Origin of the sequence: Streptomyces sp. NPDC052721, from assembly GCF_040678315.1 — a bacterium.
GTDB lineage: Bacteria > Actinomycetota > Actinomycetes > Streptomycetales > Streptomycetaceae > Streptomyces.
This window is the reverse complement of the sequence record NZ_JBFATL010000059.1, coordinates 23,329-46,301: the sequence shown is the minus strand read 5'-3', so window position 1 is coordinate 46,301 and position 22,973 is coordinate 23,329. Positions and strand designations below refer to the sequence as shown.

The following is a 22,973-nucleotide window of genomic DNA, read 5'->3' as shown; positions in this document are numbered from 1 at the left end:
CTCGTACTGGATGTACTTGGGTCGGGGCCCGGTGCGGCGAGAGTGCGTGCATGGCGTCGCGCGGCAGACGGGAGTTTGACGACAGGGCCTAGGTGGCCAGCACCCCCTCCGGCTCCCCGCTCACACGCGGCTCCGGCATCTCCCGGTGCGCCGGGTCACGGACCTCGCCCACCAGCAGCTCCAGCACGTCCTCCAGAGCCACCAGCCCCAGCACCTTGCCGGTCGCGTCCGCCACCTGGGCCAGATGCGTGGCCGCCCGGCGCATGACCGTCAGCGCGTCGTCCAGCGGCAGCTCGGCGCGGAGCGTGGCCATCGGGCGCCACACGTGCTGCGGAACGGCCCGGTCGGAGTGCTCCAGGTCGAGGACGTCCTTCACGTGCACGTACCCCATGAAGGGGCCCTTCTCGCCGGCCGCGACCGGGAAGCGGGAGTAGCCCGTGCGGGCGGTCAGCTCCACGATCTCGCCCGGGGTGACCGCCGGGGTCACCGTGACCAGGGCCTCCCGGCGCAGCAGGACGTCCGTCACCGGGCGCGAGCCCAGCTCCAGGGCGTCCTCAAGGCGCTCCTGCTCCTCCGGGTCGAGGAGGCCGGCCTGGCCGGAGTCCTCCAGGAGCCGGTTGAGCTGTTCGGTGGTGACCACCGCCTCCACCTCGTCCTTCGGCTCGACCCGGAACAGCCGCAGGATGCCCTGGGCGCAGGCGCCGAGGGACACCGTGATCGGCTTGCAGAGGCGGGCGAACCAGACCAGGCCCGGGCTGAGCCACAGCGCGGCCTTCTCCGGCGCGGCCATGGCGAGGTTCTTCGGGACCATCTCGCCGATGACGAGGTGGAAGAAGACCACCGCGGCCAGCGCGATGACGTAGCCCAGCGGGTGGATCATGCCGTGCGGGAGGTGGATCCACTCGAACACCGGCTCCAGCAGGTGTGCCACCGTCGGCTCGGCGACCGCGCCGAGCGTCAGCGAGCAGACGGTGATGCCGAACTGGGCGGCGGCCATCATCTGCGGCAGGTGTTCCAGGCCGTACAGCACCTGCCGGGCCCGGGCGGTGCCGAGCGGATCGATCTGGCTGCGGCGGACGGAGACGAGCGCGAACTCGGCGCCGACGAAGAAGCCGTTGGCGACCACGAGCAGCGCCGCGAAGACCAGTTGCAGGACGCTCATCGGGCGGCCTCCATCACGTTCACCGCCGGGGCCGTCCTGACCAGGCGGACCCGTTCGGCGCGGTAGTGGCCGACCTGGCGGACGGAGAGCCGCCAGCCGGGCAGTTCGGCCCGGTCGCCGGGGGCCGGGATCCGGCCGAGCAGGTCGGCGACCAGGCCGGCGACGGTCTCGTACGGCCCCTCGGGCACGTCGAGGCCTATGCGCTGGAGGATGTCGACGCGGCAGCTGCCGTCCACGTCCCAGGCGGGCCTGCCGTCCTCGGGCGGGGCGGGGGCCAGCTCGGGCACGTCCTTGGCGTCGTGCTCGTCGCGGACCTCGCCGACCAGTTCCTCGACGATGTCCTCCAGGGTGACCACGCCGGCCGTGCCGCCGTACTCGTCCACGACGACCGCGATGGGCTGCTCGCTGCGCAGCCGGGCGAGCAGGGGCTGGACCGGCAGCGTCTCGGGGACCAGGAGCGCCTTGCGGGCGATCCGGCTGACCGGCGTGCGCAGCCGGTCGTGCACGGGGACCGCCAGCGCGTCCTTGAGGTGGGCCATGCCGACGATCTCGTCGATCTTCTCCCGGTAGACCGGGAAGCGGGACAGGCCGGTGGCCCGGGTGAGGTTGACGACGTCCTCGGCGGTGGCCGAGTCCTGCAGCGCGCTCACCTTCACGCGCGGGGTCATGACGTGCTGCGCGGTCAGCTCGCCCAGGGACAGGGTGCGGACGAACAGGTCGGCCGTGTCCTGTTCCAGGGCACCGGCCTGGGCGGAGTGCCGGGCCAGGGAGACGAGCTCGCCGGGGGTGCGGGCGGAGGCCAGCTCGTCGGCGGGTTCGACGCCGAGGGCGCGGACCAGCCGGTTGGCCACCGTGTTCAGCGCCGAGATCACCGGGCGGAACAGGCGGGCGAAGCGGTGCTGGGGGCCGGCGACGAAGCGCGCGACCTGCAGCGGCCGGGAGACCGCCCAGTTCTTGGGGACGAGTTCGCCGATCACCATCTGGATCGCGGAGGCCAGCAGCATGCCGACGACCACGGCGACGCCTGAGGCGGCGCCGTCGGGGACGCCGAGCGCGGCGAACGGCCCGCGCAGCAGCTCGGCCAGGGCCGGTTCGGCGAGCATGCCGACGACCAGGGAGGTGATGGTGATGCCGAGCTGGGTGCCGGAGAGCTGGAAGGACAGCTCCTTCAGCGACTCCACGACCGTACGGGCACGGGTGTCACCGTCGGCGGCGGCCTTCTCGGCCTCCGGGCGCTCGACCGTCACCAGGCCGAACTCGGCCGCCACGAAGAAGCCGTTGGCGAGAATCAGCAGGAACGCCGCTCCGAGGAGCAGCAGGGGGATGATCACGCTGCCACCGCCTTCCCGTTCTGTCGGGCAGGGGTGGCGCAGGTACTACAGGACGATCCGTCCATCGCCGGAGGGAATCACTCCTCGGGTAGCAGGAACCCCTGTGCACCGGGCGGCGCGCAGGGGCGGAGGCGCAGCGAGACGGCCTCCGCCCACCAGATTAATCAAGATCTGGGCTCATGCGGCAGGGCGGACGGCGCCGAGTGGGCCTCGGCGAGCGCGCGCAGCGCCGTGGCGTCGGCGATGGCCCGCTGCTTGGCGATGCCCGGCTGGATGCCGAGCGCGGGCAGGCTGGTGCCGTCGCTGAGGTCGAGGAACACCCAGGGGTCACCCGGCCGGAGGTTCACCCGGAGGATCTCCGCCCAGGCCAGACGGCGCTTGCTGGCGATGTTGACGACGGTGACGCCGGACTCGTCGGCGACCACCTTCACCCGGGCAAGCTGGGCCAGGACCCAGAAGATCAGCGCCCCGGTGATGATGAAGCTGAGCCGCGAGCCCGGGCCGAGGTGCTCCAGCAGCATCGCGATCCCGCTTATCACCAGGAAGATCACGACACCGGCGGTGAGCAGGATCGCCCGGGTGTGTCCCGGCCGGAAGGTGACGGGTAGACGGGGAAGAGAGGGCAGGTCGGACATCTCGGGCGTACCTCTTACAGGCGGCAGGCGTGGATGGCCGTGGTCAGGATGGCGCGGGCGCCGATGCCGTAGAGGTCGTCCATGATCCGCTGGGCCTCCTTGGCGGGGACCATGGCGCGGACCGCGACCCAGCCCTCGTTGTGCAGCGGGGAGACGGTCGGGGACTCCAGGCCGGGGGTGAGCGCGACGGCCTTCTCCAGCTGCTCGACCCGGCAGTCGTAGTCCATCATCACGTACGTCCGGGCGACCAGGACGCCCTGGAGGCGGCGCAGGAACTGCTGGACCTTCGGTTCCTCGGCGTCGGCGCCGGTGCGGCGGATGACGATCGCCTCGGACTTCATGATCGGCTCACCGAAGACCTCCAGGCCCGCGTTGCGCAGGCTGGTGCCGGTCTCCACGACGTCGGCGATGACCTCGGCGACGCCCAGCTCGATCGCGGTCTCCACGGCGCCGTCCAGGTGGACGACGGAGGCGTCGATCCCGCGGTCCGCGAGGTGCTTGTCGACGATGCCCTCGTAGGAGGTGGCGACCGTCTTGTCCTTGAGGTCCTCGATACCGCTCGCCGTGCCGGGCTTGGCGGCGAAGCGGAAGGTGGAGCGGGCGAAGCCGAGCGGCAGGATCTCCTCGGCGTCGGCGCCGGAGTCGATCAGCAGGTCACGGCCGGTGATGCCGATGTCGAGGCGGCCGGAGGAGACGTAGATCGCGATGTCGCGGGGGCGGAGGTAGAAGAACTCGACCTCGTTCTCCGGGTCGACGATGCGCAGCTCCTTGGACTCGCGGCGCTGCTGGTAGCCGGCCTCATGCAGCATCTCCGCCGCAGGGCCGGACAGTGAACCCTTGTTGGGGACGGCGATGCGCAGCATGAGGTCGGCTTCCTTTGCGTGAAGGGGTTTTCTACGGCTGTGTGCGGCGGGCGGGTCACAGGTGGGCGTAGACGTCGTCCAGGGAGATGCCGCGGGCGACCATCATCACCTGGACGTGGTACAGCAGCTGCGAGATCTCCTCGGCCGCCGCCTCCTTGCCCTCGTACTCGGCGGCCATCCAGACCTCGGCGGCCTCCTCGACGACCTTCTTGCCGATGGCATGGACACCCTTGCCTACCAGCTCCGCTGTGCGGGAGGTGGCGGGATCGCCGTGGGCGGCCTTCTGCTGGAGCTCGGTGAAGAGCTCCTCGAACGTCTTCTTGGACATGGTGCTGCCCACCCTACGCGGTCTGCCCCACTCCTCAGTGCCAGGGTTCGGATACCGAGCGGAGCGTGGCCGCGGTCGCGACGGCGGCGGTCACCGCCTCGTGGCCCTTGTCCTCGTTGGAGCCCTCCAGGCCGGCCCGGTCCAGGGCCTGCTCCTCGGTGTCGCAGGTGAGCACGCCGAAGCCGACGGGGACGCCGGTCTCGACGGCCACCTGGGTGAGGCCCTGGGTGACGCCCTGGCACACGTAGTCGAAGTGGGGGGTGCCGCCCCGGATGACGACGCCGAGGGCGACCACGGCGTCGTAGCCACGGCCCGCGAGGACCTTGGCGGCGACCGGCAGCTCGAAGGTGCCGGGGACCCTGATCAGGGTCGGCTCGTCGATGCCCAGCTCGCGCAGGGCGCGCAGGGCGCCGTTCACCAGACCGTCCATCACCTGCTCGTGCCACTGCGCCGCGATGACGGCGACCCGGAGGTCGCTCACATTGCGTACGGACAGTTCCGGTGCACCCTTGCCGCTCACGTTTCTCCTCAGTGCTTTCGTGCTTACTGGTTGCCGCAGGTGGCCGCGGACGCGGCCGGGGAAGCCGACACGGCGGGCGTGTCGAGCCAGGGCAGGTCGTGCCCCATCCGGTCCCGCTTGGTGCGCAGGTACCGGAGGTTGTGTTCGCCGGCCTGGACGGGCATCGGCTCCCGGCCGGTGACCTTCAGGCCGTGGCGCAGCAGCGCCTCGGTCTTGTCGGGGTTGTTGGTCATCAGCCGGACGCCGCGCACGCCAAGGTCGGCGAGGATCTGCGCTCCTGCGCCGTAGTCGCGGGCGTCGGCGGGCAGGCCGAGTTCCAGGTTGGCGTCCAGGGTGTCGTGGCCCTGCTCCTGGAGTTCGTAGGCGCGCAGTTTGGACAGCAGACCGATGCCGCGTCCCTCGTGTCCGCGCAGGTAGACGACGACGCCCCGGCCCTCGGCCTGGATGCGTCGCAGGGCGGTGTCCAGCTGGGGGCCGCAGTCGCAGCGCAGGGAGCCGAAGACGTCGCCGGTGAGGCATTCGGAGTGGACGCGGACGAGGACGTCCTCGCCGTCGCCGATCTCGCCGTGGACGAGGGCGACGTGTTCGACGCCGTCGACGGTGGACCGGTAGCCGTAGGCCGTGAAGGTGCCGTGCCGGGTGGGCAGCCGGGTCTCGGCCTCGCGGCGGACGGTGGGCTCGCTGCCGCGGCGGTAGGCGATCAGGTCCGCGATGGAGATGATCGTCAGGCCGTGCTTGCGGGCGAACGGGACCAGCTCGGGCAGCCGGAGCATCCGGCCGTCCTCACCGGCGATCTCCACGATGGCGCCGGCCGGGCGGAGGCCCGCGAGCCGGGCGAGGTCGACGGCGGCCTCGGTGTGGCCGTTGCGCACGAGGACGCCGCCGGTCCGGGCACGCAGCGGGAAGACGTGGCCGGGGCGGACGAAGTCGGTGGGTTCCGCCGCGCCGCCCGCGAGCAGCTGGAGCGTCGTCGCGCGGTCGGCGGCCGAGATGCCGGTGCTCACGCCGTGGGCGGCGGAGGCGTCCACCGAGATGGTGAACGCGGTCTTCATCGACTCGGTGTTGTCCTGGACCATCTGCGGCAGTTGCAGCCGGTCCAGTTCCTCGCCCTCCATGGGGGCGCAGATCAGGCCCCGGCACTCGCTCATCATGAAGGCGACGATCTCGGGGGTCGCCTTCTCGGCGGCGATGACGAGGTCGCCCTCGTTCTCCCGGTCCTCGTCGTCCACGACGACCACCGGGCGGCCCGCCGCGATGTCGGCGATGGCCTGCTCGACCGGGTCGAGGGCGAAGTTCTCGATGTCGTCGGTGCCGTACAGCAGCGGTGCCGAGGTCATGCCGGCGCTCCTTCCAGTGCGGGCTGCGGGCCCCGGCGGGAACGCAGCCACCAGTCGCGCATGCCCCACAGGACGAGTGCGCCGTAGATGACGTAGACGAAGCCGGAGAAGGCGTAGCCGTTGGCGAAGTTGAGGGGGACGCCGACGAGGTCGACGAGCAGCCAGGCGATCCAGAACTCGACCATGCCCTTGGCCTGGGCGTACATCGCGACGATGGTGCCGACGAAGATGTAGGCGTCGGGCCAGGGGTCCCAGGAGAGCTTCGGGTAGGCCGTGAAGAGCAGGGCGACGGCGACCGTGCCGGCGGCGGCCGCGGCGAGCATGACCGCGCGCTCCGGCCAGGTGGCGAAGCGGGGGGCGATGTGGCCGTCGTCGGACCGGTCCTTGGTGCGCTGCCACTGCCACCAGCCGTACAGCGCGACGGCCATGACGACGACCTGCTTGCCGGCGCTGCCGGTCAGGTGGCCGTAGAAGGCGGCGAACAGGACCAGGCCGGACAGGAACTGCACGGGCCAGGTCCACAGGGAACGGCGCCAGCCGAGGGCGAGGGTGATCAGGCCCAGGATGTTGCCGGTCATGTCGGACCAGATGATGTGCTGGCCGAAGAGGGTGAACGCCTCGGAGTTCATCCAGTTCACTTGCCGGCCCCCTGCCCGGCCGCGAGCAGCCGCTCCACGTACTTGGCGAGGACGTCCACTTCGAGGTTGACCGGGTCGCCGGGCTGCTTCACGCCGAGCGTGGTGAGGGCGAGGGTCGTCGGGATGAGGCTGACGCTGAAGTGGTCGGGGCCGGCCTCCACGACGGTGAGGCTGATGCCGTCGACGGTGATGGAGCCCTTCTCCACGACGTAACGGGAGAGGTCCGCGGGGAGGGAGATCTTCACGATCTCCCAGTGCTCGGAGGGCGTGCGCGCGAGGATCTCACCGGTGCCGTCCACGTGTCCCTGCACGATGTGTCCGCCGAGGCGGGCGCCGACGGCGGTGGGGCGCTCGAGATTGACGCGGGAGCCGACGGTGAGCGCGCCCAGGCTGGAGCGCTTCAGGGTCTCGGCCATGACGTCGGCGGTGAACTCGTCGCCCTCGTGCTCGACGACCGTGAGGCAGACCCCGTTCACGGCGATGGAGTCACCGTGGCGTGCGCCCTCGGTCACGACGGGGCCGCGGAGCCGGAAGCGGGAGGAGTCGCCGAGATTCTCGACGGCGGTGACCTCACCCAGTTCTTCGACGATTCCGGTGAACACTTCCCGGGTCCTCCTGCCTCTTCGGGCACGGACTCCGGGGCCTGTCGATGACGACAGAAAGGTACGGATGAGCACACACCGGGAGCGTCGCCGAAAGGACACGCCCGCGCACGGACGCCTCCAGATACGGCGGCGCGCACACGGAGAACGCATGCCCGCCCGCCGCGCACTGCCTCCCATCCGGACTTTAACCGTCGGTCCAGGAATTTCACCTGGTCAACCGGCCGCTGGAGGCGACCGGGTCGCGGACTGTAACCGCCGGTTCGGAGTTTCACCGACCCCGGAGTGCGCTGCTTCTGGTACACGGCCAGTGTGCCACGCCCGGTACGCGTCCATGCGGGTGAAGGGTGTGGGCTCGCTCACAGGGCGTGTCCCCCGCTTTCGCGTCACACCGCCACCGTCGCCAACTGGCCGGTGGGGAAGGAGTATTGGCCTCGGTCCGGACCATTGACCGTACTGGTCTAGTCCTTTTAGGGTGCGGACGGGCCCGGCGGCGGTGACGACGGCCCTTGCCCGCCGCCGGGCCGCCACCGTGCCGAATACAGCCGCCCGCACGACGGCACCGGTGATCCGCGCGATCGAGTGGGACGGGACGGCGCGGGGCGACCCCTCCGAGGACCAACTCCACGATCTGCTCGCGGACATGAGCCTGACCTGGCGCTTCGTCATCGTCGAGCGGCTCGACCGGGAGCCTGCCGGGCACCACCGCATCCAGGTGTATCTCAACGACGATCCGAGTTACCAGGCGGAGTACCGCGAAGGCGGCCCGGACCGGCACGTCCAGGCCCGGGTGCCGGGCGAGCACGAGGCGTTCGCCGTCGAGCCCGTGGCCGAGGGGGTACAGGCCTGGGCGTGCCAACGGCCGGGCTGGCGGGAGGCGCTGCCGCGAGTACCGTGACCACCTTCGGCGGAGCCGCTCGGGCCGCGAGGTCCTGGCAACGGGCAGAGCCGCTCGGGTCCTGCGGGGGAGCCGCTCCGGCCTGAGATTCCGGTGGCGTGTCAGCCGCCCGGACGCTCCGGTGGCGCGAACAGTTCGTCCTGCGCCCGTTCGCGGGCGGTGAGCAGCGCGCCGCGGAGTACGGCCGTTCCGCCGAGGCTGCTCGCCCGCACCTCGGTGACCAGCGGCGACATCCGGCGCAGCCGCTCCTCCACCAGCCCGGCGAGCACCGCGCCCCCGGCCTGGCCGACCTCCCCGCCGAGCACCACACAGCCGGGGTCCAGCACGGCCACCACGGACGCGGCACCGACGGCGATCCGGTCGGCGAGGATGCCGAGGAAACGGGCGGCGGGGAGGCCGCTGGGCAGGGCCACCGTGGGCGTGCCGCTCCCCGCAGGCGCTGAGACAGGGCCCGGTTCGACGCCCGAAGCCCGCGGCGCAGGCCCCGTCTCCGCCGAGGAAGACGCCAAGCCGCCGCCCGACTCCGCGCCCGGACGCCACGCCTCAGGCCCCGCCTCCCCCGAGGAAGACGCCAAGCCGCCGCCCGACTCCGCGTCCGAACGCCACGTCTCAGGCCCCGCCTCCCCCGAGGAAGACGCGGCCACAGCACCCGGCTCCGCGCCCGCCTTCACGTCCGCCCCGCCCGGCCGCGTGGCCACCCCGCCCGGTGGCGCCACCGGCACCGGTACCGGCACCCCCGGCTCCCCCGCCGACGTCTCCCCCGCCTTCTCCACCTCCGCCACAGCCCCCCGCACCGCCTCCGCCGCCCCCGGGCCGTCCGGTGTGGCAGGGGCCGGAAGGCCGCACTCTGTCGCCAGGGAGGCGACCGCCGCCGCGCCGGTGAGGGAGTGGAAGCCGCCGGCGCAGTCGGTCGCCGAGGGCAGCGTGGCCGTTCCCGGGACCGGGAGGAAGCCGATCTCCCCGGTGCCGCCGGAGGCCCCGCGGCGCAGGGTGCCGTCCAGGACGACCGCGGCGCCGACGCCGTGGCCGAGCCAGAGCAGGACGAAGGTGTCCCGGTCGCGCGCGGCGCCCTCGCGCTGTTCGGCCAGGGCGGCCAGGTTCGTCTCGTTCTCGACGGTGACCCGGGCGCCGGGCAGCCGGTCCTGGAGGGTGGCGGCCAGGCTGCGGTGCCAGGCGGGCAGCCCGGCGGAGTCGCGGAGGTCTCCGGTGGCCGGGTCGATCAGGCCCGGCGCGCCGATGCCGACGGTGTGCAGCCGGTCGGCGCCGGCCTCCTTGGCGGCGCTCTCCACCGCCGCCACCGCCTGTTCCACGGCGGGCCCGGTTCCGGCGTCGGGGCCGATCGGCACGGACGCCTCGGCGAGCACCCGCCCGACCAGGTCGGAGACGAGGACGAAGACGCCCTCGGTACGGACGTCGAGCGCGGCGAGGTGGGCGCGGTCGGCGACGATGCCGTAGAGCCGGGCGTTGGGACCCCGGCGCTGTTCGCCGGACTCGCCGACCACCGTGATGAGCCCGGAGGCCGTGAGCCGGTCGACCAGGTCGGCGACCGTGGGCCGTGACAGTCCGGTCAGCTGCTTCAACCGCCCTGCCGTGAGCGGGCCTTCCTGCTGCAACAGCCGCAGGGCCAGCCGGTCGTTGATGGCCCGGGCGGTGCTGGGTGATGCGGGCATGACGGGAATCCTCCCAGATCGCCGTGGCGGGGCCAGGCATGGTGTCCGCTATCTATCAGGCAGGGTTCCTGATAGTTTACGGCGCGTTGCAGCGGAGCGGCGCCCACGGGGCCGGCACTCCCGGGGAGGGGACAGGATCATGAGTGACGTGACGCGCGCGGGCGACGAGGTCAGGCGCGCCCGGTACGCCGTGGCGGCCGTGTTCGCCGTGCACGGCGCCGTGACCGGCTCGTTCGCGACGCGCGTCCCGTGGGTCCAGGACCATGCCTCGCTCGGCGCGGGCCAGTTGGGTTTCGCTCTGGCCTTCACGGCGCTCGGCGCCTCGTGCGCCATGCCGCTGGCGGGCGGGATCACCCACCGTTTCGGCAGCCGTACGGCCCTGCGCGGGCTGCTCGCGCTGTGGACGCTGTCCCTGATCCTGCCGTCGATCGCGCCGAACCTGGTCACCCTGTGCCTGGCGATGTTCGTCTACGGCGCGAGCGCGGGCATGGCCGATGTCGCGATGAACGCGCTCGGTGTGGAGGTCGAGCGGCGGCTCGGGAAGTCGATCATGTCGGGGCTGCACGGCATGTGGAGCGCGGGCGCCCTGATCGGCTCGGCGGCCGGCACCCTCGCGGCGCATCTCGGCGCGGACGCGCGCGTGCACTTCGCGCTGGCGTCGGCCGTCCTCACCGTGCTCGGTCTCGTGGCCTGCACCTGGGTGCTGGGCCTCCAGCCCGCCGAGGACGAGGAGCCGCCGCCGCGGTTCGCGCTGCCGCCGCGCTCGGCGCTGCTGATCGGCGCGGTCGGCTTCTGCGCGGTGTTCGCGGAGGGCGCGAGCCTGGACTGGTCGGCGGTGTTCCTGCGGGACCGGCTGGACAGTTCGGCCGGGCTGGCGGCGGCCTCCACGACCGGGTTCATGCTGACCATGGCGGTGGCCCGGATCGCCGGGGACGCGGTGGTGAACCGCTTCGGCGCCGTCCGCACGGTGCGGGCCGGCGGTGTCCTGGCCGGGCTGGGCGGGCTGCTGATCGTGCTCGCCGGGCATCCGGCGGTGGCGATGGCCGGGTTCGCGCTGATGGGGCTCGGCATCGCGGTGGTCGTACCGCTGTGCTTCGCGGCGGCCGGGCACGCCGGTCCCAACCCCAGCCAGGCCATCGCGGGCGTGGCGACCATCACCTACACCTCGGGGCTGATCGCGCCGAGCCTGATCGGCGGGGTGGCCCAGGCGACGAGCCTGATGGTGTCCTTCGTGGTGGTGACCGCGCTGGCGTGCGGGCTCGCGGTGTTCGCGGGCGTGCTGCGCACCGCCGAGCGCGGCGGCGGCGAGGTCAGCCGGCGGGCCGCAGCAGTTCCCGACCCGCGGCCCTGAAGGTCTCGCTCCAGGGCGCGGGACGCATGGTCGCCGCGTCCAGCCGGACCAGCACCCGGGTGCCGCGGGCGTAGGTCTCGGTCCCGTCGGCCGAGCAGAACCGGAAACCGTAGGTGAGTCCGGTCGTGCCGAGCCGTTCGAGCCAGAGGTGGACGGCGTACGTGCCGGGCCGGGTGACCGGCGCCTCGTAGCCGATGCGCAGTTCGCGGACCGCGTTGCAGGCGTCGCCGGCCGCCGCCCAGTCGCCGTCGAAGCGGACGCCGTGTTCGTTCCACAGCTCGGTCCACGCGCGCTCGACCATCAGCGGGTAGCGGGCGTTGTGCAGCAGCCCGAGCGCGTCGAGGTCGTCGAAGTGGACGGTGACGGGGACCAGCCGGCCGTAGGAGACGGCGGGGGCGGTCGGGGCTTCGGCGGTCACGGGAAGGGCTCCTGAGCAGCGCGCGTTGGGGTGGCGACACCCCCGTACGCCACCATACTAAGCGACCGCTCAGGAGCCCGGCCGGGAAGCCCCCAGGTCAGCGGGGGTCAGCCCGCGATGGAGTCCAGCTGCTCGGCGGCGGGCCGCAGCGCCCAGAGGTCTCCCCCGGGCGGCGCCTCCAGCTTCGGCACGGCCGCCTTGGCCAGTGGGTCACCGGCGTCGGCCGCCGCGTGCACGACATCGGCCGCCGCGTAGCGGTGGAACTCCAGCTCGGGGTGCGGCCAGGCCGCGGCGCCGGTCGCCGCGGGCAGCAGATAGTCGACCGCCTTGAACAGGCTCTGCCCGTCCGGCCCCGCGTAGCCCCACAGATCGACGCCCACGTGCCGACCGATGGCCGCGAGCCGCGTGTAGGCGACCAGGTCGAAGGTCGAGTAGTGCCAGCTGCGGGTGCGGGTGAGCTCCTGGGGCTGGCTGCCGTCGGCCGCGATCTGCGGGTCGATCCGCTTCGCGCGCGCGTCCAGGACGGTCCGCCGGGCGAGCGCGGTGTCACCGGTGGCGTAGGCGAGCGCGGCGAGCTGCATGTCGTAGAAGGTGCCGTGGTTGTTGGCGGCGGCGCCCTCCTGCCGGCCGAAGTCGCTGTTCTTCAGCCAGTCGCGGAAGTCCTCGTTCCACCGGGTCATCGCGGTGCGGTCGGCGGCCGTCCAGCCGGGTGCGCCGGTGGCGAGGACGGCCTGCGCGTCCAGGACGCTGGTGTAGGACTGCGAGAAGTCGATGATGCCGATGGCCCGGCCGTCGTACTTGCACGGGATGAACTGGGCGTGGTTCAGCTCGGGGTTCATCCGGGTGGCCGGGTCGAGGAACCAGGTGCGCAGGATCTGCCCGGCCTTCTCGGCGTAGCTCCGCCTGCCGGTGTAGTACCAGGCGAGCGAGAGGTCGTACGTCGCGTCGAAGACCTTCTCCACGTCCTGCCGGTCGGTCCCGCTGTCGACCTCCGGATTGCGCTGGCCGTCGCGCTGGACGTACGGGCAGCCCCAGGGGTTGTCGGCGGTGGGGGCGGTCGTGGGCCACCAGTAGGGGGCCTGGCTCAGGTAGTCGTGGACGTCGCCGCCGGGGGCGGGCTTCGGCTTGTCGACGACCGTCCAGGGGCCCTGGTCCAGCCAGGCGTCGGCGCGGGTGGTCAGGTCCGCGAGGGCGCGCCGGAGCCGGGGGTCGTGGGGCAGGCGGGCCCGCGTCTGCTGGAGGCGGACGCCGTCGAGGACCGCGGTCCGCGGAACCGCCTTGGACGGGGCCGGTGCCGCGTGGGCGGAGGGGACGAGCAGGGCTCCGAAGGCCACCACGGCGGCGAGGAGCGCGGCCGCACGGGGTCTTCCACTCATTCAGGCACTCCGATCTTCGCTCGACCTGATCAGACACTCGATCAGGTATGTGAACGCAGTTCATGAGTAGGACCGTGTGAGCGTAGAGCCGCCAGGTACCCCTGACAATGGTTCGGACCCTCCTCACGTACAGAGAAAGCGAAACCCCTCATGGATCTCGGCGTGCGCTGGAAGCTGCACGGTGACGGGCGCACGCCCGCGCCCGGAGCGGTGGTACGCCCCGACGAACGGCTGTCCTGGCCCCGCACCGTGGGCCTGGGCGCCCAGCACGTGGTGGCGATGTTCGGCGCCTCCTTCGTGGCCCCCGTGCTCATGGGCCTGGACCCCAACCTGGCGATCATGATGTCGGGCGTGGCGACCATGATCTTCCTCCTCGCCACCCGCGGCCGGGTGCCGAGCTACCTCGGCTGCTCCCTGTCCTTCGTCGGCGTGGCCGCCGTCATCCGCGCCCAGGGCGGTACGAGCGCGACCGTGACCGGCGCGGTCCTCGTCGTCGGCGTCGCGCTGTTCCTGGTCGGCCTCGGGGTGCAGCGCTTCGGGGCGCGGATCATCCACGCCGCCATGCCGCCGATCGTCACCGGTGCGGTCGTCATGCTCATCGGCTTCAACCTGGCCCCGGTGACCGCGTCCACCTACTGGCCGCAGGACCAGTGGACGGCCCTGCTGGTGATGCTGTTCACCGGTCTGGCGGTCGTCTGTCTGCGCGGTTTCTGGTCCCGCGTCGCCATCTTCCTGGGCCTCGTGTTCGGGTACGGCGTCTCCTGGGCGTCCGACCGGGTCTTCGGCAAGATCCACTCGGTGGACGCGAGCGGCAAGCTCACCGACCACTGGCGCCTGGACCTCTCCGGGGTCTCCAAGGCCGACTGGATCGGTCTGCCGTCCTTCCACGGCCCGTCCTTCCAGTGGTCGGCGGTCCTGGTCGCGCTGCCGGTCGTCATCGCGCTGGTCGCCGAGAACGCGGGCCACGTCAAGGCGGTCGGCGAGATGACCGGCGACCCGCTGGACGACCAGCTCGGTACGGCGATCTCGGCCGACGGCGTCGCCTCCGTGCTGTCGACGGCCGTCGGCGGCCCGCCCAACACCACCTACTCCGAGAACATCGGCGTGATGGCCGCGACCCGCGTATACTCCACCGCCGCCTACTGGGCCGCCGCCGGCTTCGCGCTGCTCTTCGGCGTCTGCCCCAAGTTCGGCGCGGTCGTCGCCGCGGTCCCGGGCGGGGTGCTCGGCGGCATCACCGTCATCCTCTACGGCATGATCGGCCTGCTCGGAGCCCAGATCTGGCTGAACGCCAAGGTGGACCTGCGCAACCCGCTGAACCTGGTGCCGGCCGCCGCGGGCATCATCATCGGCGTCGGCAACGTCACCATGAAGTTCACCGACACCTTCTCGCTCAGCGGCATCGCCCTCGGCACGCTGGTCGTCATCACCGGCTACCACGCGCTGCGCGCCTTCGCCCCGGCCCACCTGAAGAAGCAGGAGCCGCTGCTGGACGAGGGCACGTCCTCCTACGACAGGGGGGCGGAGGCCGACACGGCCGCGCCGCGCGCCGAGCCGTAGCCCGGCGTTCCCCCGTTCCGGCGAAGCACCGGGCCGGTCGGCACGCCGGCCGGCCCCGGGCTGGGACCCTTCCCCCATGGTGCAGCTGGAACACCTCACCGCCCCCGTCGACGCCGTCGTCGCACGCATGCGCGCGCTGGACGCGGCCCTGCCCCCACGGGACGGTGTCGCCGTGTTCAACCGGGTCTACCTCGCCGTCACCGAGGAGATCGACCGGCGCCTGGACGACGGGGAGTTCCCGGACCCGCGCGCGGCGACCGCGCTGGACGTGCGGTTCGCCGAGCGCTATCTGGCGGCGGTGGACGCGGCCGCGGCGGACCGCCGCCCGCCCGCCTGCTGGCGGCCCCTGTTCCAGTTCCGCCGCCACCCAGGTGTACGTCCACTGCAGTTCGCGCTGGCGGGCATCAACGCGCACATCGGGCACGACCTGGCCCTGGCCGTGGTCGACGCCTGCCGCACGCTCGGCTGTGAACCGGCCGACCTGGAGGACGAGTTCGACCGCGTGGGCGATCTCCTGGTGTCGCTGGAGGAGCGCATCCGCGAGGACCTGATGCCGGGCCCCGACCTGTTCCAGATCGCCGACCCGCTCACCCATCTGCTGGGCTCCTGGAGCCTGGAGCGGGCCCGGGACGCGACCTGGGCGGCGGCCCGGGCCCTGTGGGCGCTGCGGCACTGCGCCGACGTGGCCGAGGAGTTCACCGAACGGCTGGACGCGGCGGTCGGGTTCGCGGGCCGGATGCTGCTGACACCGCTGGCCGACTGAGCCTCCAGGGGGTTGAATAAGGCGCGGGCGGCCGGAGTCGGTGGCCGGCCGCCCGCGCCTCGGTCCGTCTCCCGGGTCAGTCCTCGGGAAGCTCCACCGGCGCGATCTCGTCGTAGACGTCACCCGGGCCCGGGTTCGCCGCGTCGGTCTCGCCGCCGAAGTGGTGCATGACGCCCCAGACCGCGTTCAGCGCGGTCTGCACGGCGCCCTCGGCCCAGCCGGCCGTCCAGGAGATGTCGTCGCCGGCGAGGAAGATGCCCCGCTTGTCCTCGGGCAGCCGGTCCTGCATGAAGTGCGTGAACAGGCGCCGCTGGTAGCGGTAGTGACCGGGCAGGTTGGCCTTGAACGCGCCCATGAAGTAGGGCTCGTTCTCCCAGGAGACCGTCACCGGGTTGCCGATGATGTGCTTCCTGATGTCGACCTTCGGGTAGATCTCGCCGAGCGACTTCAGCATGACCTCCATCCGCTCGTTCGCGGACAGCGGCAGCCACTTCAGACTGTCGTCGCACCAGGTGTAGGACAGGCAGATCACGGCGGGCTTGTCCGGACCGTCGTCCAGCAGGTAGGTGCCGCGGGTCATGCGGTCGGTGAGCGTCATCGACATGACGTCCCGGCCCGTCTCCTCGTCCTTGTCCAGCCAGAACGGCCGGTCCACGGGCACGAAGAGCTTGCTGGACTCCATGTAGTGGGTGCGCTCGATCGCGGTCCAGTGGTCGATCGGGAACAGCGAGTCGTCGCACTGGATCTTGGACAGCAGCATCCAGGACTGGGCGGTGAAGATCGCCGCCCGGTAGGTGCGGATGTCACCGTTCGCGTCGGTCACGGTGATCCGGTTGCCGGCGGTGCGGTGCAGCCGGGTCACGGCCGGCAGCGGCTTGCCGCCCTCGTGCAGCGTGGCGAGCGAGGTGCCGTACGGCCAGTGGACGATCTTCTCCGGCTCGCGCTCCCACAGGCGCAGCGGCAGCTGCTGGGAGCCGCCGACGATGCCGCGGTGGTGGTCGTCGGCCTCGGTGTAGACGACGCGGAGGATCTCCAGGATGGAGTTCGGGAAGTCGGTGTCCCAGCCGCCGGTGCCGAAGCCGACCTGGCCGAAGATCTCCCGGTGCCGGAAGGACTTGAAGGCCTCCGAGTCGCAGAGGAAGCCGTAGAAGGTCTGGTTGTCGAGCTTCTCGACCAGCTTCGCCCAGATCTCGCGGATGCGCGTCACGTCCCGCTCGCGCATGGCGCGGTTCATGTCGGAGAAGTCGGCGCCCTCCTCCAGGCACTTGTTCCAGGCCTCGGCGACGTCCCGGTACACCTGGGGCAGGTCGTCGATGGTCTCGGCGTAGTGCGACTCGCCCTTGAGGTCGACCACGGTCGACGGGGTCGCCTCGGCCAGCGGGTTCGGGAAGGGCCTGGTCTCCAGGCCGACCAGGTCGATGTAGTGCTGGAGCGCGGTGGAGGACGGCGGGAAGCGCATCGCGCCCATCTCGGCGGTCAGCGAGTCGTCGCAGCCCTCGAAGCCGACCGTACGGAGCCGGCCGCCGATCTGGTCGGCCTCGTAGACGACGGGCTTGAGACCCATCTTCATCAGCTCGTAGGCGGCCACGATGCCGGACAGGCCGCCGCCGATGACCGCGACCTCGGTGCCGTGCTCGGTCGCCGGGATCTGGCCGAGGCCCGCCGGGTGGGCGAGGAAGTCGTCGTAGGCGTAGGGGAAGTCCGGGCCGAACATGGTGATCGGCGGCTGCTGCTCGTCGGTGTGCTCGACGGCGTTGGGCACCGTGGACGTCATGGGGTACGGACTCCTTGCGCGGGGGTGGTTCGGGGGAGGACGCGGGTGTCAGACCAGAGACCCGTACAGACCGGGGCGGCGGTCCTTCAGGTACGGGTTGTGCTCGCGGGAGGCGGCCAGGAAGGCGGGGTCGGCCTCGGCGAGCACGAGCTGCTCGGCGCGGCCGGCGCGGGCGCGGGCGACGCCGTCGGGACCGGCGAGGACGGAGAGGCCGACGAACTCGAACTCGCCTTCCTGGCCGACCCGGTTGACGTAGGCGACGTACATCTGGTTCTCGAAGGCGCGCACCGGGATCATCGACTCGGCGACGAACTGGAAGGGGTGCATCTGCGCGGTCGGCACGACCAGCAGGTCGGTGCCGGCCAGGGCGTGGGCGCGGACGTTCTCCGGGAACTCGACGTCGTAGCAGATGAGCAGGCCCACGGTGAGGCCGTTCAGCTCGGCCTGGACGACCTGCCGCTCGCCCGGCGTGAAGTGGTCGCGCTCGAAGCAGCCGAAGAGGTGGGTCTTGCGGTAGTTCGCGAGCCGGGTGCCGTCGGCGGAGATCAGCTGGGCGGAGTTGAAGACGGCGTCGCCGTCGCGCTCGGGGTAGCCGTAGACGAGGGCGAGGCCGTGCCGGGTGGCGATCTCGGCGATCGCGTCGGCGGAGTCACCGTCGGCGGGCTCGGCGAGGCGGGCGATGTCGTCGCCGATCGCGTACCCGGTGAGGAACATCTCCGGCGCGGCGAGCAGCCCGGCGCCCGCGGCGGCGGCCCGGCCCGCGGCCTCGTCGAGGACCTTGAGGTTCTCGGCGATCGAGCCGGGGCGGCCGGAGCTCTGGAGCAGGGCGGTGCGCATACGTGATCCTCACCGGAACGGGGGTTTGGGGGGCCAGAAAGAAGGTACGTTCGGCGCGCTCGGCCGGACAAGAAGGAGCCGTTGCGCGCCGGTGCGGGGTTTGTTGCGCCGTGGTGGGGCTGGGCGGCGATTCGTTGCGCGGGCCGGTGAGGGTGACGGGAGGAGCGCGGTCCGCTCCTACCCCGGCGCCCCGGAGGAGAAGCGCCGCAGCAGTGGCGACAGCACCAGCACCGACTTGGTCCGCTCCACGAACGGCTCCCCGGCGATCCGCTCCAGGACCCGCTCGAAGTGACGCATGTCGGACGCGAAGACCTGCGCGATCGCGTCCGCGTCCCCGGTGACGGTGGACGCGGCCACGACCTCCTGGTACCGCTCAAGGCCCCGCTGGATCGTCTCCGGCGACGTGTTCCGCCGGCAGTAGATCTCGATGAACCCCTCGGTCTCCCAGCCGAGCGCCGCCGGATCCACCCGCACGGTGAATCCGGTGATGGCTCCGGTGGCCCGCAGCCGGTCCACGCGCCGCTTCACCGCGGGCGCGGACAGGCCGACCATCTGCCCGATGTCCGCGTAGGAGCGGCGGGCGTCCTCGGCGAGGGCGTGCACGATACGTTCGTCGAGATCGTTCAGCACAGGGGGTGGTTCACTTCTTCGGTCCGGTCACTTCTCTGCCGTCACCGCGAGAGCGTCATCGGCCGCGAGACGGGAACGGCGATAGCCGTAGAGGAAGTAGAACACGAGCCCGGCGGCCATCCAGAATCCGAAGACCACCCAGGTGACGGTGTCGAGGCTGAACATGTTGTACGCGCAGAACAGGAAGCCCAGCACCGGCAGGACCGGGCCGAACGGCACCTTGAACGTGCGCTCCAGCTCCGGGCGCTTCACCCGCAGCACGATCACCGCGATGTTGACCAGACCGAAGGCGAACAGCGTGCCGATGCTGGTGGCGTCGACGAGCTTGCCCAGCGGGATGAGCGCGGCGAGCGCACCGCAGAAGAGGGACACGATCACCGTGTTGAGGCGCGGCGCGCCGGTCTTCGGGTGGATCTTGCCGAGCGCCCCCGGCACCAGGCCGTCGCGGGCCATCGCGAAGAGGATGCGGGTCTGGCCGTAGAGCACGGTGAGCACCACGCTCGCGATGGAGATGACCGCGCCGAGTGCGAGCAGCGTGCCCCAGAAGGTCTGACCGCTGACATCGTTCATGATCCCGGCGAGGGAGGCCTCGGAGCCGTCGAACTTCTTCCAGTTCCAGGCGCCTACGGCGACGGCCGCGACCAGCACGTACAGCGCGGTCACGATGATCAGCGACAGCATGATCGCCCGGGGCAGGTCCCGCTTGGGGTCCTTCGCCTCCTCACCGGCGGTGGAGGCGGCGTCGAAGCCGATGTACGAGAAGAACAGCGTGGCACCGGCGGCACTGACCCCGGTCATGCCGAGCGGCATGAAGTCGGCGTAGTTGCCGGACTTGAAGCCCATGACGCCGATCGCGCAGAACAGCACGAGCGCGGCGATCTTCACACAGACCATGATCGTGTTGGCGCGGGCGGACTCCCGCGCGCCACCGAGCAGGAACGCCATCGCCAGCAGGACGACGATCAGGGCCGGCAGGTTGATGATGCCGCCCTCGCCCGGCGCCGAGGACAGGGCGGCCGGGATGGTGACGCCGATGGTGCCGTCCAGCAGCTCGTTCAGGTACTCGCCCCAGCCGACGGCGACCGCGGCCACCGAGACGCCGTACTCCAGCACGAGACACCAGCCGCAGACCCAGGCGACCAGTTCACCCATCGTTGCGTACGCATACGAGTAGGAGGAGCCGGCGACCGGAATGCTGCCGGCCAGTTCGGCGTACGACAGGGCTGAGAACAGTGCCGTGAGGCCGGCGATGACGAAGGCCAGGGTGACCGCGGGACCGGCCTTGGGCACGGCGTCGCCGAGGACGACGAAGATGCCGGTACCGAGGGTGGCACCGATGCTGATCATGGTCAGCTGCCACAGCCCGAGGGAGCGCCGAAGCTGCCCTCCCTCACCGTGGCCGCCCTCCGCGACCAGGTGTTCCACGGGCTTGCGACGCATGAGGCGCGCGGCGACGCCCGGGGACGCGGGGGCGGCCGATATCTGGTTGTGCGGTGGTGCGCCTTGGTCGAGCACGCGCTGGCTCCTTATCGCTGCCGGTGATTGCGGGGCGGGCCGGCAAGAGCGCCGGCCCTCGTGGGCGGGGACCGGTGGAGCCTGCGAGGGCAGGAACCGCCGAGCGGGGTCCCCGCCACGCCACGTACTAGCGCAGCACCCTATGAGGCGGGCCTTCACGGGCGTAATGCAGCAACCTTGCGCATCCCCGCATGATCATTGCGTTCATCGGGGCGGAATGACAAATCGTTGCGCGCGACCTGTCGACCGTTGCACACGAGTCCCGGGCGTCCCGTTCGCTGTCGGTTCCCTTGCCCGGCTCTTGCCGCCGATTTGCCTGCTTTCCTGCGGCTTCCCCGGCGGCGCCGGACACGCCGACGGCCCCCGTCGTTCCCGGGCACGGGAACGACGGGGGCCGTCGGTGCGGAGCGGGGGTCAGCTCCAGCTGTTGTGCAGCGGCTTGCCCTCGGCGTAGCCTGCCGCGCTCTGGATGCCGACGATGGCCTTCTCTGCGAACTCCTCCAGGGAGCCGGCACCGGCGTAGGTGCAGGAGGAGCGGACGCCCGCGATGATCGAGTCGATCAGGTCCTCGACGCCCGGGCGGGCCGGGTCGAGGAACATGCGGGAGGTGGAGATGCCCTCCTCGAACAGCGCCTTGCGGGCACGGTCGTACGCCGACTCCTCCGACGTGCGGTTGGCCACCGCACGCGCGGAGGCCATGCCGAACGACTCCTTGTAGGCGCGGCCGTCCGCGTCGTGCTGGAGGTCGCCGGGCGACTCGTAGGTGCCCGCGAACCAGGAGCCGACCATCACGTTGGACGCGCCGGCCGCGAGGGCCATGGCCACGTCGCGCGGGTGACGGACACCGCCGTCGGCCCACACGTGCTTGCCGTACTTCTTCGCCTCGGCGGCGCACTCCAGGACGGCGGAGAACTGCGGGCGGCCCACGCCCGTCATCATGCGGGTGGTGCACATGGCGCCCGGCCCGACACCGACCTTGATGATGTCCGCGCCGGCGTCGATCAGGTCCTTGACGCCCTCGGCGGAGACGATGTTGCCCGCGGCGACCGGCACCTGCGGGTCGAGCGCGCGCACCACCTTGATCGCGTTGATCATCGACTCCTGGTGGCCGTGCGCGGTGTCGATGACGAGCGTGTCCACGCCCGCGTCGAGCAGCTGCTTGGCCTTGCCCGCGACATCGCCGTTGATGCCGACGGCGGCGGCGATCCGCAGCTTGCCGTTCGCGTCCACGGCCGGGGTGTACAGCGTGGCGCGCAGCGCGCCCTTGCGGGTGAGGATGCCGGCGAGCCTGCCGTCCTTGTCGACGGCCGGGGCGTAGCGGCGGTTGTGCTGGTCGAGGGTGTTGAAGGCCTCGCGCGGGTCGATGTCGGCGTCCAGCAGGAGCAGGTCCTTGGACATGACCACTTCGAGCTGGGTGAAGCGGTCCACACCGGACAGGTCGGCGTCGGTGACGACACCGACGGGCCGGTGGTTCTCGTCCACGACCACGCCGGCGTTGTGCGCCCGCTTGGGCAGCAGCGACAGGGCGTCGGCGACGGTCTGGTGCGGGGCCAGCACGATCGGGGTGTCGAGCACCAGGTGGCGGCTCTTCACCCAGGAGATCACGTCGGTGACGACGTCGATCGGGATGTCCTGCGGGATGACCACCAGACCGCCCCGGCGGGCCACCGTCTCGGCCATGCGGCGGCCGGCGATGGCGGTCATGTTGGCGACGACGAGCGGGATGGTGGTGCCCGTGCCGTCCGGCGAGGCGAGGTCCACGCCCTGACGCGAGCCGACCGCGGAGCGGCTCGGCACCATGAACACGTCGTCGTACGTCAGGTCGTAGGCGGGCTGGATGTCATTGAGGAAACGCACGTGCTGCACATCCCAGTCGATCAGAGGCGACCCCCTGGCAGGTGTGCCAGGGGGAAAGAGCACGTACCTCATTGTCCCATGTCGGGGCCGCTGTCATGCCCTGACGGATCATCCAGGGTCGCCGCCGATCAGCTAGGAGGTTCCTCCAAGGGCGAGGGCGACGGTGAGCGACGGCGTCACGCGCATGGCGTGGGTGAACACCTCCCGGGCGGTCTCCCACTCCTCGGGCCGCTCCTTCGCGTAGCCCTCCCAGCCCCGTACGACGACCAGGAGCCCTCTGCCCTCGGTCTGCTCCGGCCACACGGACAGGTCGGACAGGGAGTCGGCCAGCGCGTCCCAGTTGCGGCCGAACCAGTCGGGCAGTGACAGGGCCCGGGCGGCGCGGTCCATCAGCCCGGCCTTGTCCGTGACGCCGTCGAGGTCGAGCGCGACCACGAAGCGGCCGGTCAGGTCTTCGCTCATCTCAGTACCGCCCGGAACGACTCGTAGTGATCATCGGTGTAGTAGAACTCCCCGCCCTGCCCGGTGACGACGCGCCGGGCACCGCGGTCGTGCGAGCCGGGGGTCGGCACGGTGTACTCGTGGTAGTAGCCGCGCCGGTGCTTCGGCAGACGTCCCTCGAAGTTCCCGAAGACGTTCCCGTCCTTGGCGTACGGGAACGGGCCCCCCTGGTCGATGAGGGCGAGTGTCCTGCGGGCCTCGGCCGGGAGCCGGGACTCCGGGACGGTGGCCATGCCCCGTGCCCAGGCCGGGGACGCTGGGGAGGCGGGGCCGGATCCGCTGGAGCACCCCGTCAGCAGAACGGCGAGACAGACCAGCAGCCCGGCGAGAGCACGGGGGACGAACCGTGGCAGCATGCGGACGATGCTGCCACGGCCGTCCCGCCACGACCGCGCCGCGACCCGCTG

23 protein-coding genes and 1 riboswitch are annotated in these 22,973 nt (G+C 71.6%); of the genes, 4 read left to right on the top strand and 19 right to left on the bottom strand.

Going from position 1 to position 22,973, the window contains the following annotated elements:
* Positions 1-88 precede the first annotated feature (88 nt).
* The 9 genes from AB0L21_RS36230 to AB0L21_RS36190 all read right to left on the bottom strand — a co-directional run bounded on the left by AB0L21_RS36230 (position 89) and on the right by AB0L21_RS36190 (position 7,416).
* Positions 89-1,162 carry a hemolysin family protein gene (locus tag AB0L21_RS36230; RefSeq protein ID WP_365788399.1) on the bottom strand — a complete coding sequence of 358 codons (1,074 nt, stop codon included), beginning with the start codon at positions 1,160-1,162 and terminating at the stop codon, positions 89-91.
* Entirely contained in the window at positions 1,159-2,493 is a 1,335-nt protein-coding gene (locus AB0L21_RS36225) for a hemolysin family protein (RefSeq protein WP_365704685.1), read from the bottom strand. The genes AB0L21_RS36230 and AB0L21_RS36225 overlap by 4 nt, the downstream gene beginning before the upstream one ends.
* Positions 2,494-2,657: 164 nt before the next feature.
* The gene (locus AB0L21_RS36220) at positions 2,658-3,128 is read right to left on the bottom strand and encodes a PH domain-containing protein (protein ID WP_365704687.1); all 471 of its coding nucleotides are present in this window, start codon (positions 3,126-3,128) and stop codon (positions 2,658-2,660) included.
* 14 nt (positions 3,129-3,142) lie between these two features.
* On the bottom strand, positions 3,143-3,991 hold the full coding sequence (hisG, locus tag AB0L21_RS36215) for an ATP phosphoribosyltransferase (RefSeq protein ID WP_365704689.1): 849 nt from the start codon (positions 3,989-3,991) through the stop codon (positions 3,143-3,145).
* 55 nt (positions 3,992-4,046) lie between these two features.
* Positions 4,047-4,319 (bottom strand): phosphoribosyl-ATP diphosphatase, encoded by a 273-nt coding sequence (locus AB0L21_RS36210; RefSeq protein ID WP_023552153.1) that lies wholly within the window; start codon positions 4,317-4,319, stop codon positions 4,047-4,049.
* 34 nt (positions 4,320-4,353) lie between these two features.
* Complete coding sequence (gene ribH / locus AB0L21_RS36205) at positions 4,354-4,839, bottom strand: 6,7-dimethyl-8-ribityllumazine synthase (protein WP_365704691.1); 486 nt, start codon at positions 4,837-4,839, stop codon at positions 4,354-4,356.
* Between the two features lie 23 nt (positions 4,840-4,862).
* Entirely contained in the window at positions 4,863-6,176 is a 1,314-nt protein-coding gene (locus AB0L21_RS36200) for a bifunctional 3,4-dihydroxy-2-butanone-4-phosphate synthase/GTP cyclohydrolase II (protein ID WP_365704693.1), read from the bottom strand.
* Complete coding sequence (locus tag AB0L21_RS36195; RefSeq protein ID WP_365704696.1) at positions 6,173-6,814, bottom strand: nicotinamide mononucleotide transporter family protein; 642 nt, start codon at positions 6,812-6,814, stop codon at positions 6,173-6,175. Before AB0L21_RS36195 ends, AB0L21_RS36200 begins: the two co-directional genes overlap by 4 nt.
* Positions 6,811-7,416: a riboflavin synthase gene (locus tag AB0L21_RS36190; protein WP_365704699.1), complete on the bottom strand. Its 606-nt coding sequence runs from the start codon at positions 7,414-7,416 to the stop codon at positions 6,811-6,813. Before AB0L21_RS36190 ends, AB0L21_RS36195 begins: the two co-directional genes overlap by 4 nt.
* A gap of 162 nt (positions 7,417-7,578) precedes the next feature.
* A riboswitch (FMN riboswitch) is annotated at positions 7,579-7,709 on the bottom strand.
* Between the two features lie 203 nt (positions 7,710-7,912).
* On the opposite strand from AB0L21_RS36190, the gene AB0L21_RS36185 reads away from it, so the two are divergent.
* Positions 7,913-8,314 (top strand): hypothetical protein, encoded by a 402-nt coding sequence (locus AB0L21_RS36185; protein WP_365788398.1) that lies wholly within the window; start codon positions 7,913-7,915, stop codon positions 8,312-8,314.
* Positions 8,315-8,415: 101 nt separating this feature from the next.
* Here AB0L21_RS36185 and AB0L21_RS36180 read toward each other — a convergent pair whose 3' ends face one another.
* Positions 8,416-9,984, bottom strand: coding sequence for an ROK family protein (locus AB0L21_RS36180; protein ID WP_365788397.1), 1,569 nt, complete (start codon positions 9,982-9,984; stop codon positions 8,416-8,418).
* 139 nt (positions 9,985-10,123) lie between these two features.
* Between AB0L21_RS36180 and AB0L21_RS36175 the strand changes: the two genes are divergently transcribed.
* Complete coding sequence (locus AB0L21_RS36175; RefSeq protein WP_365788396.1) at positions 10,124-11,335, top strand: MFS transporter; 1,212 nt, start codon at positions 10,124-10,126, stop codon at positions 11,333-11,335.
* Here AB0L21_RS36175 and AB0L21_RS36170 read toward each other — a convergent pair.
* On the bottom strand, positions 11,295-11,753 hold the full coding sequence (locus AB0L21_RS36170; protein WP_365704710.1) for a thioesterase family protein: 459 nt from the start codon (positions 11,751-11,753) through the stop codon (positions 11,295-11,297). The genes AB0L21_RS36175 and AB0L21_RS36170 overlap by 41 nt on opposite strands.
* A 107-nt stretch (positions 11,754-11,860) precedes the next feature.
* Positions 11,861-13,129, bottom strand: a complete 1,269-nt coding sequence (locus tag AB0L21_RS36165) for an alginate lyase family protein (protein WP_365788395.1) — start codon at positions 13,127-13,129, stop codon at positions 11,861-11,863.
* Between the two features lie 150 nt (positions 13,130-13,279).
* On the opposite strand from AB0L21_RS36165, the gene AB0L21_RS36160 reads away from it, so the two are divergent.
* Together AB0L21_RS36160 and AB0L21_RS36155 are read left to right on the top strand one after the other, a co-directional pair.
* Positions 13,280-14,689 carry a solute carrier family 23 protein gene (locus AB0L21_RS36160; RefSeq protein ID WP_365704715.1) on the top strand — a complete coding sequence of 470 codons (1,410 nt, stop codon included), beginning with the start codon at positions 13,280-13,282 and terminating at the stop codon, positions 14,687-14,689.
* Between the two features lie 76 nt (positions 14,690-14,765).
* On the top strand, positions 14,766-15,452 hold the full coding sequence (locus AB0L21_RS36155; RefSeq protein ID WP_365704717.1) for a DUF5995 family protein: 687 nt from the start codon (positions 14,766-14,768) through the stop codon (positions 15,450-15,452).
* Between the two features lie 76 nt (positions 15,453-15,528).
* Here AB0L21_RS36155 and AB0L21_RS36150 read toward each other — a convergent pair whose 3' ends face one another.
* The 7 genes from AB0L21_RS36150 to AB0L21_RS36120 all read right to left on the bottom strand — a co-directional run bounded on the left by AB0L21_RS36150 (position 15,529) and on the right by AB0L21_RS36120 (position 22,922).
* Complete coding sequence (locus tag AB0L21_RS36150; RefSeq protein WP_365788394.1) at positions 15,529-17,226, bottom strand: NAD(P)/FAD-dependent oxidoreductase; 1,698 nt, start codon at positions 17,224-17,226, stop codon at positions 15,529-15,531.
* A 48-nt stretch (positions 17,227-17,274) separates the two neighbouring features.
* A complete protein-coding gene (locus tag AB0L21_RS36145; RefSeq protein WP_365704722.1) occupies positions 17,275-18,063 on the bottom strand; it encodes a carbon-nitrogen hydrolase family protein in 789 nt (262 codons plus the stop codon).
* Positions 18,064-18,240: 177 nt separating this feature from the next.
* Positions 18,241-18,693 (bottom strand): Lrp/AsnC family transcriptional regulator, encoded by a 453-nt coding sequence (locus AB0L21_RS36140; protein WP_030644771.1) that lies wholly within the window; start codon positions 18,691-18,693, stop codon positions 18,241-18,243.
* 27 nt (positions 18,694-18,720) lie between these two features.
* The gene (locus tag AB0L21_RS36135; RefSeq protein ID WP_365788393.1) at positions 18,721-20,208 is read right to left on the bottom strand and encodes an amino acid permease; all 1,488 of its coding nucleotides are present in this window, start codon (positions 20,206-20,208) and stop codon (positions 18,721-18,723) included.
* Between the two features lie 414 nt (positions 20,209-20,622).
* The gene (locus tag AB0L21_RS36130; protein WP_365704726.1) at positions 20,623-22,065 is read right to left on the bottom strand and encodes a GuaB1 family IMP dehydrogenase-related protein; all 1,443 of its coding nucleotides are present in this window, start codon (positions 22,063-22,065) and stop codon (positions 20,623-20,625) included.
* A 132-nt stretch (positions 22,066-22,197) separates the two neighbouring features.
* A complete protein-coding gene (locus AB0L21_RS36125) occupies positions 22,198-22,527 on the bottom strand; it encodes a barstar family protein (RefSeq protein WP_365704728.1) in 330 nt (109 codons plus the stop codon).
* Entirely contained in the window at positions 22,524-22,922 is a 399-nt protein-coding gene (locus tag AB0L21_RS36120; protein WP_365788392.1) for a ribonuclease domain-containing protein, read from the bottom strand. Before AB0L21_RS36120 ends, AB0L21_RS36125 begins: the two co-directional genes overlap by 4 nt.
* Positions 22,923-22,973: the final 51 nt, after the last annotated feature.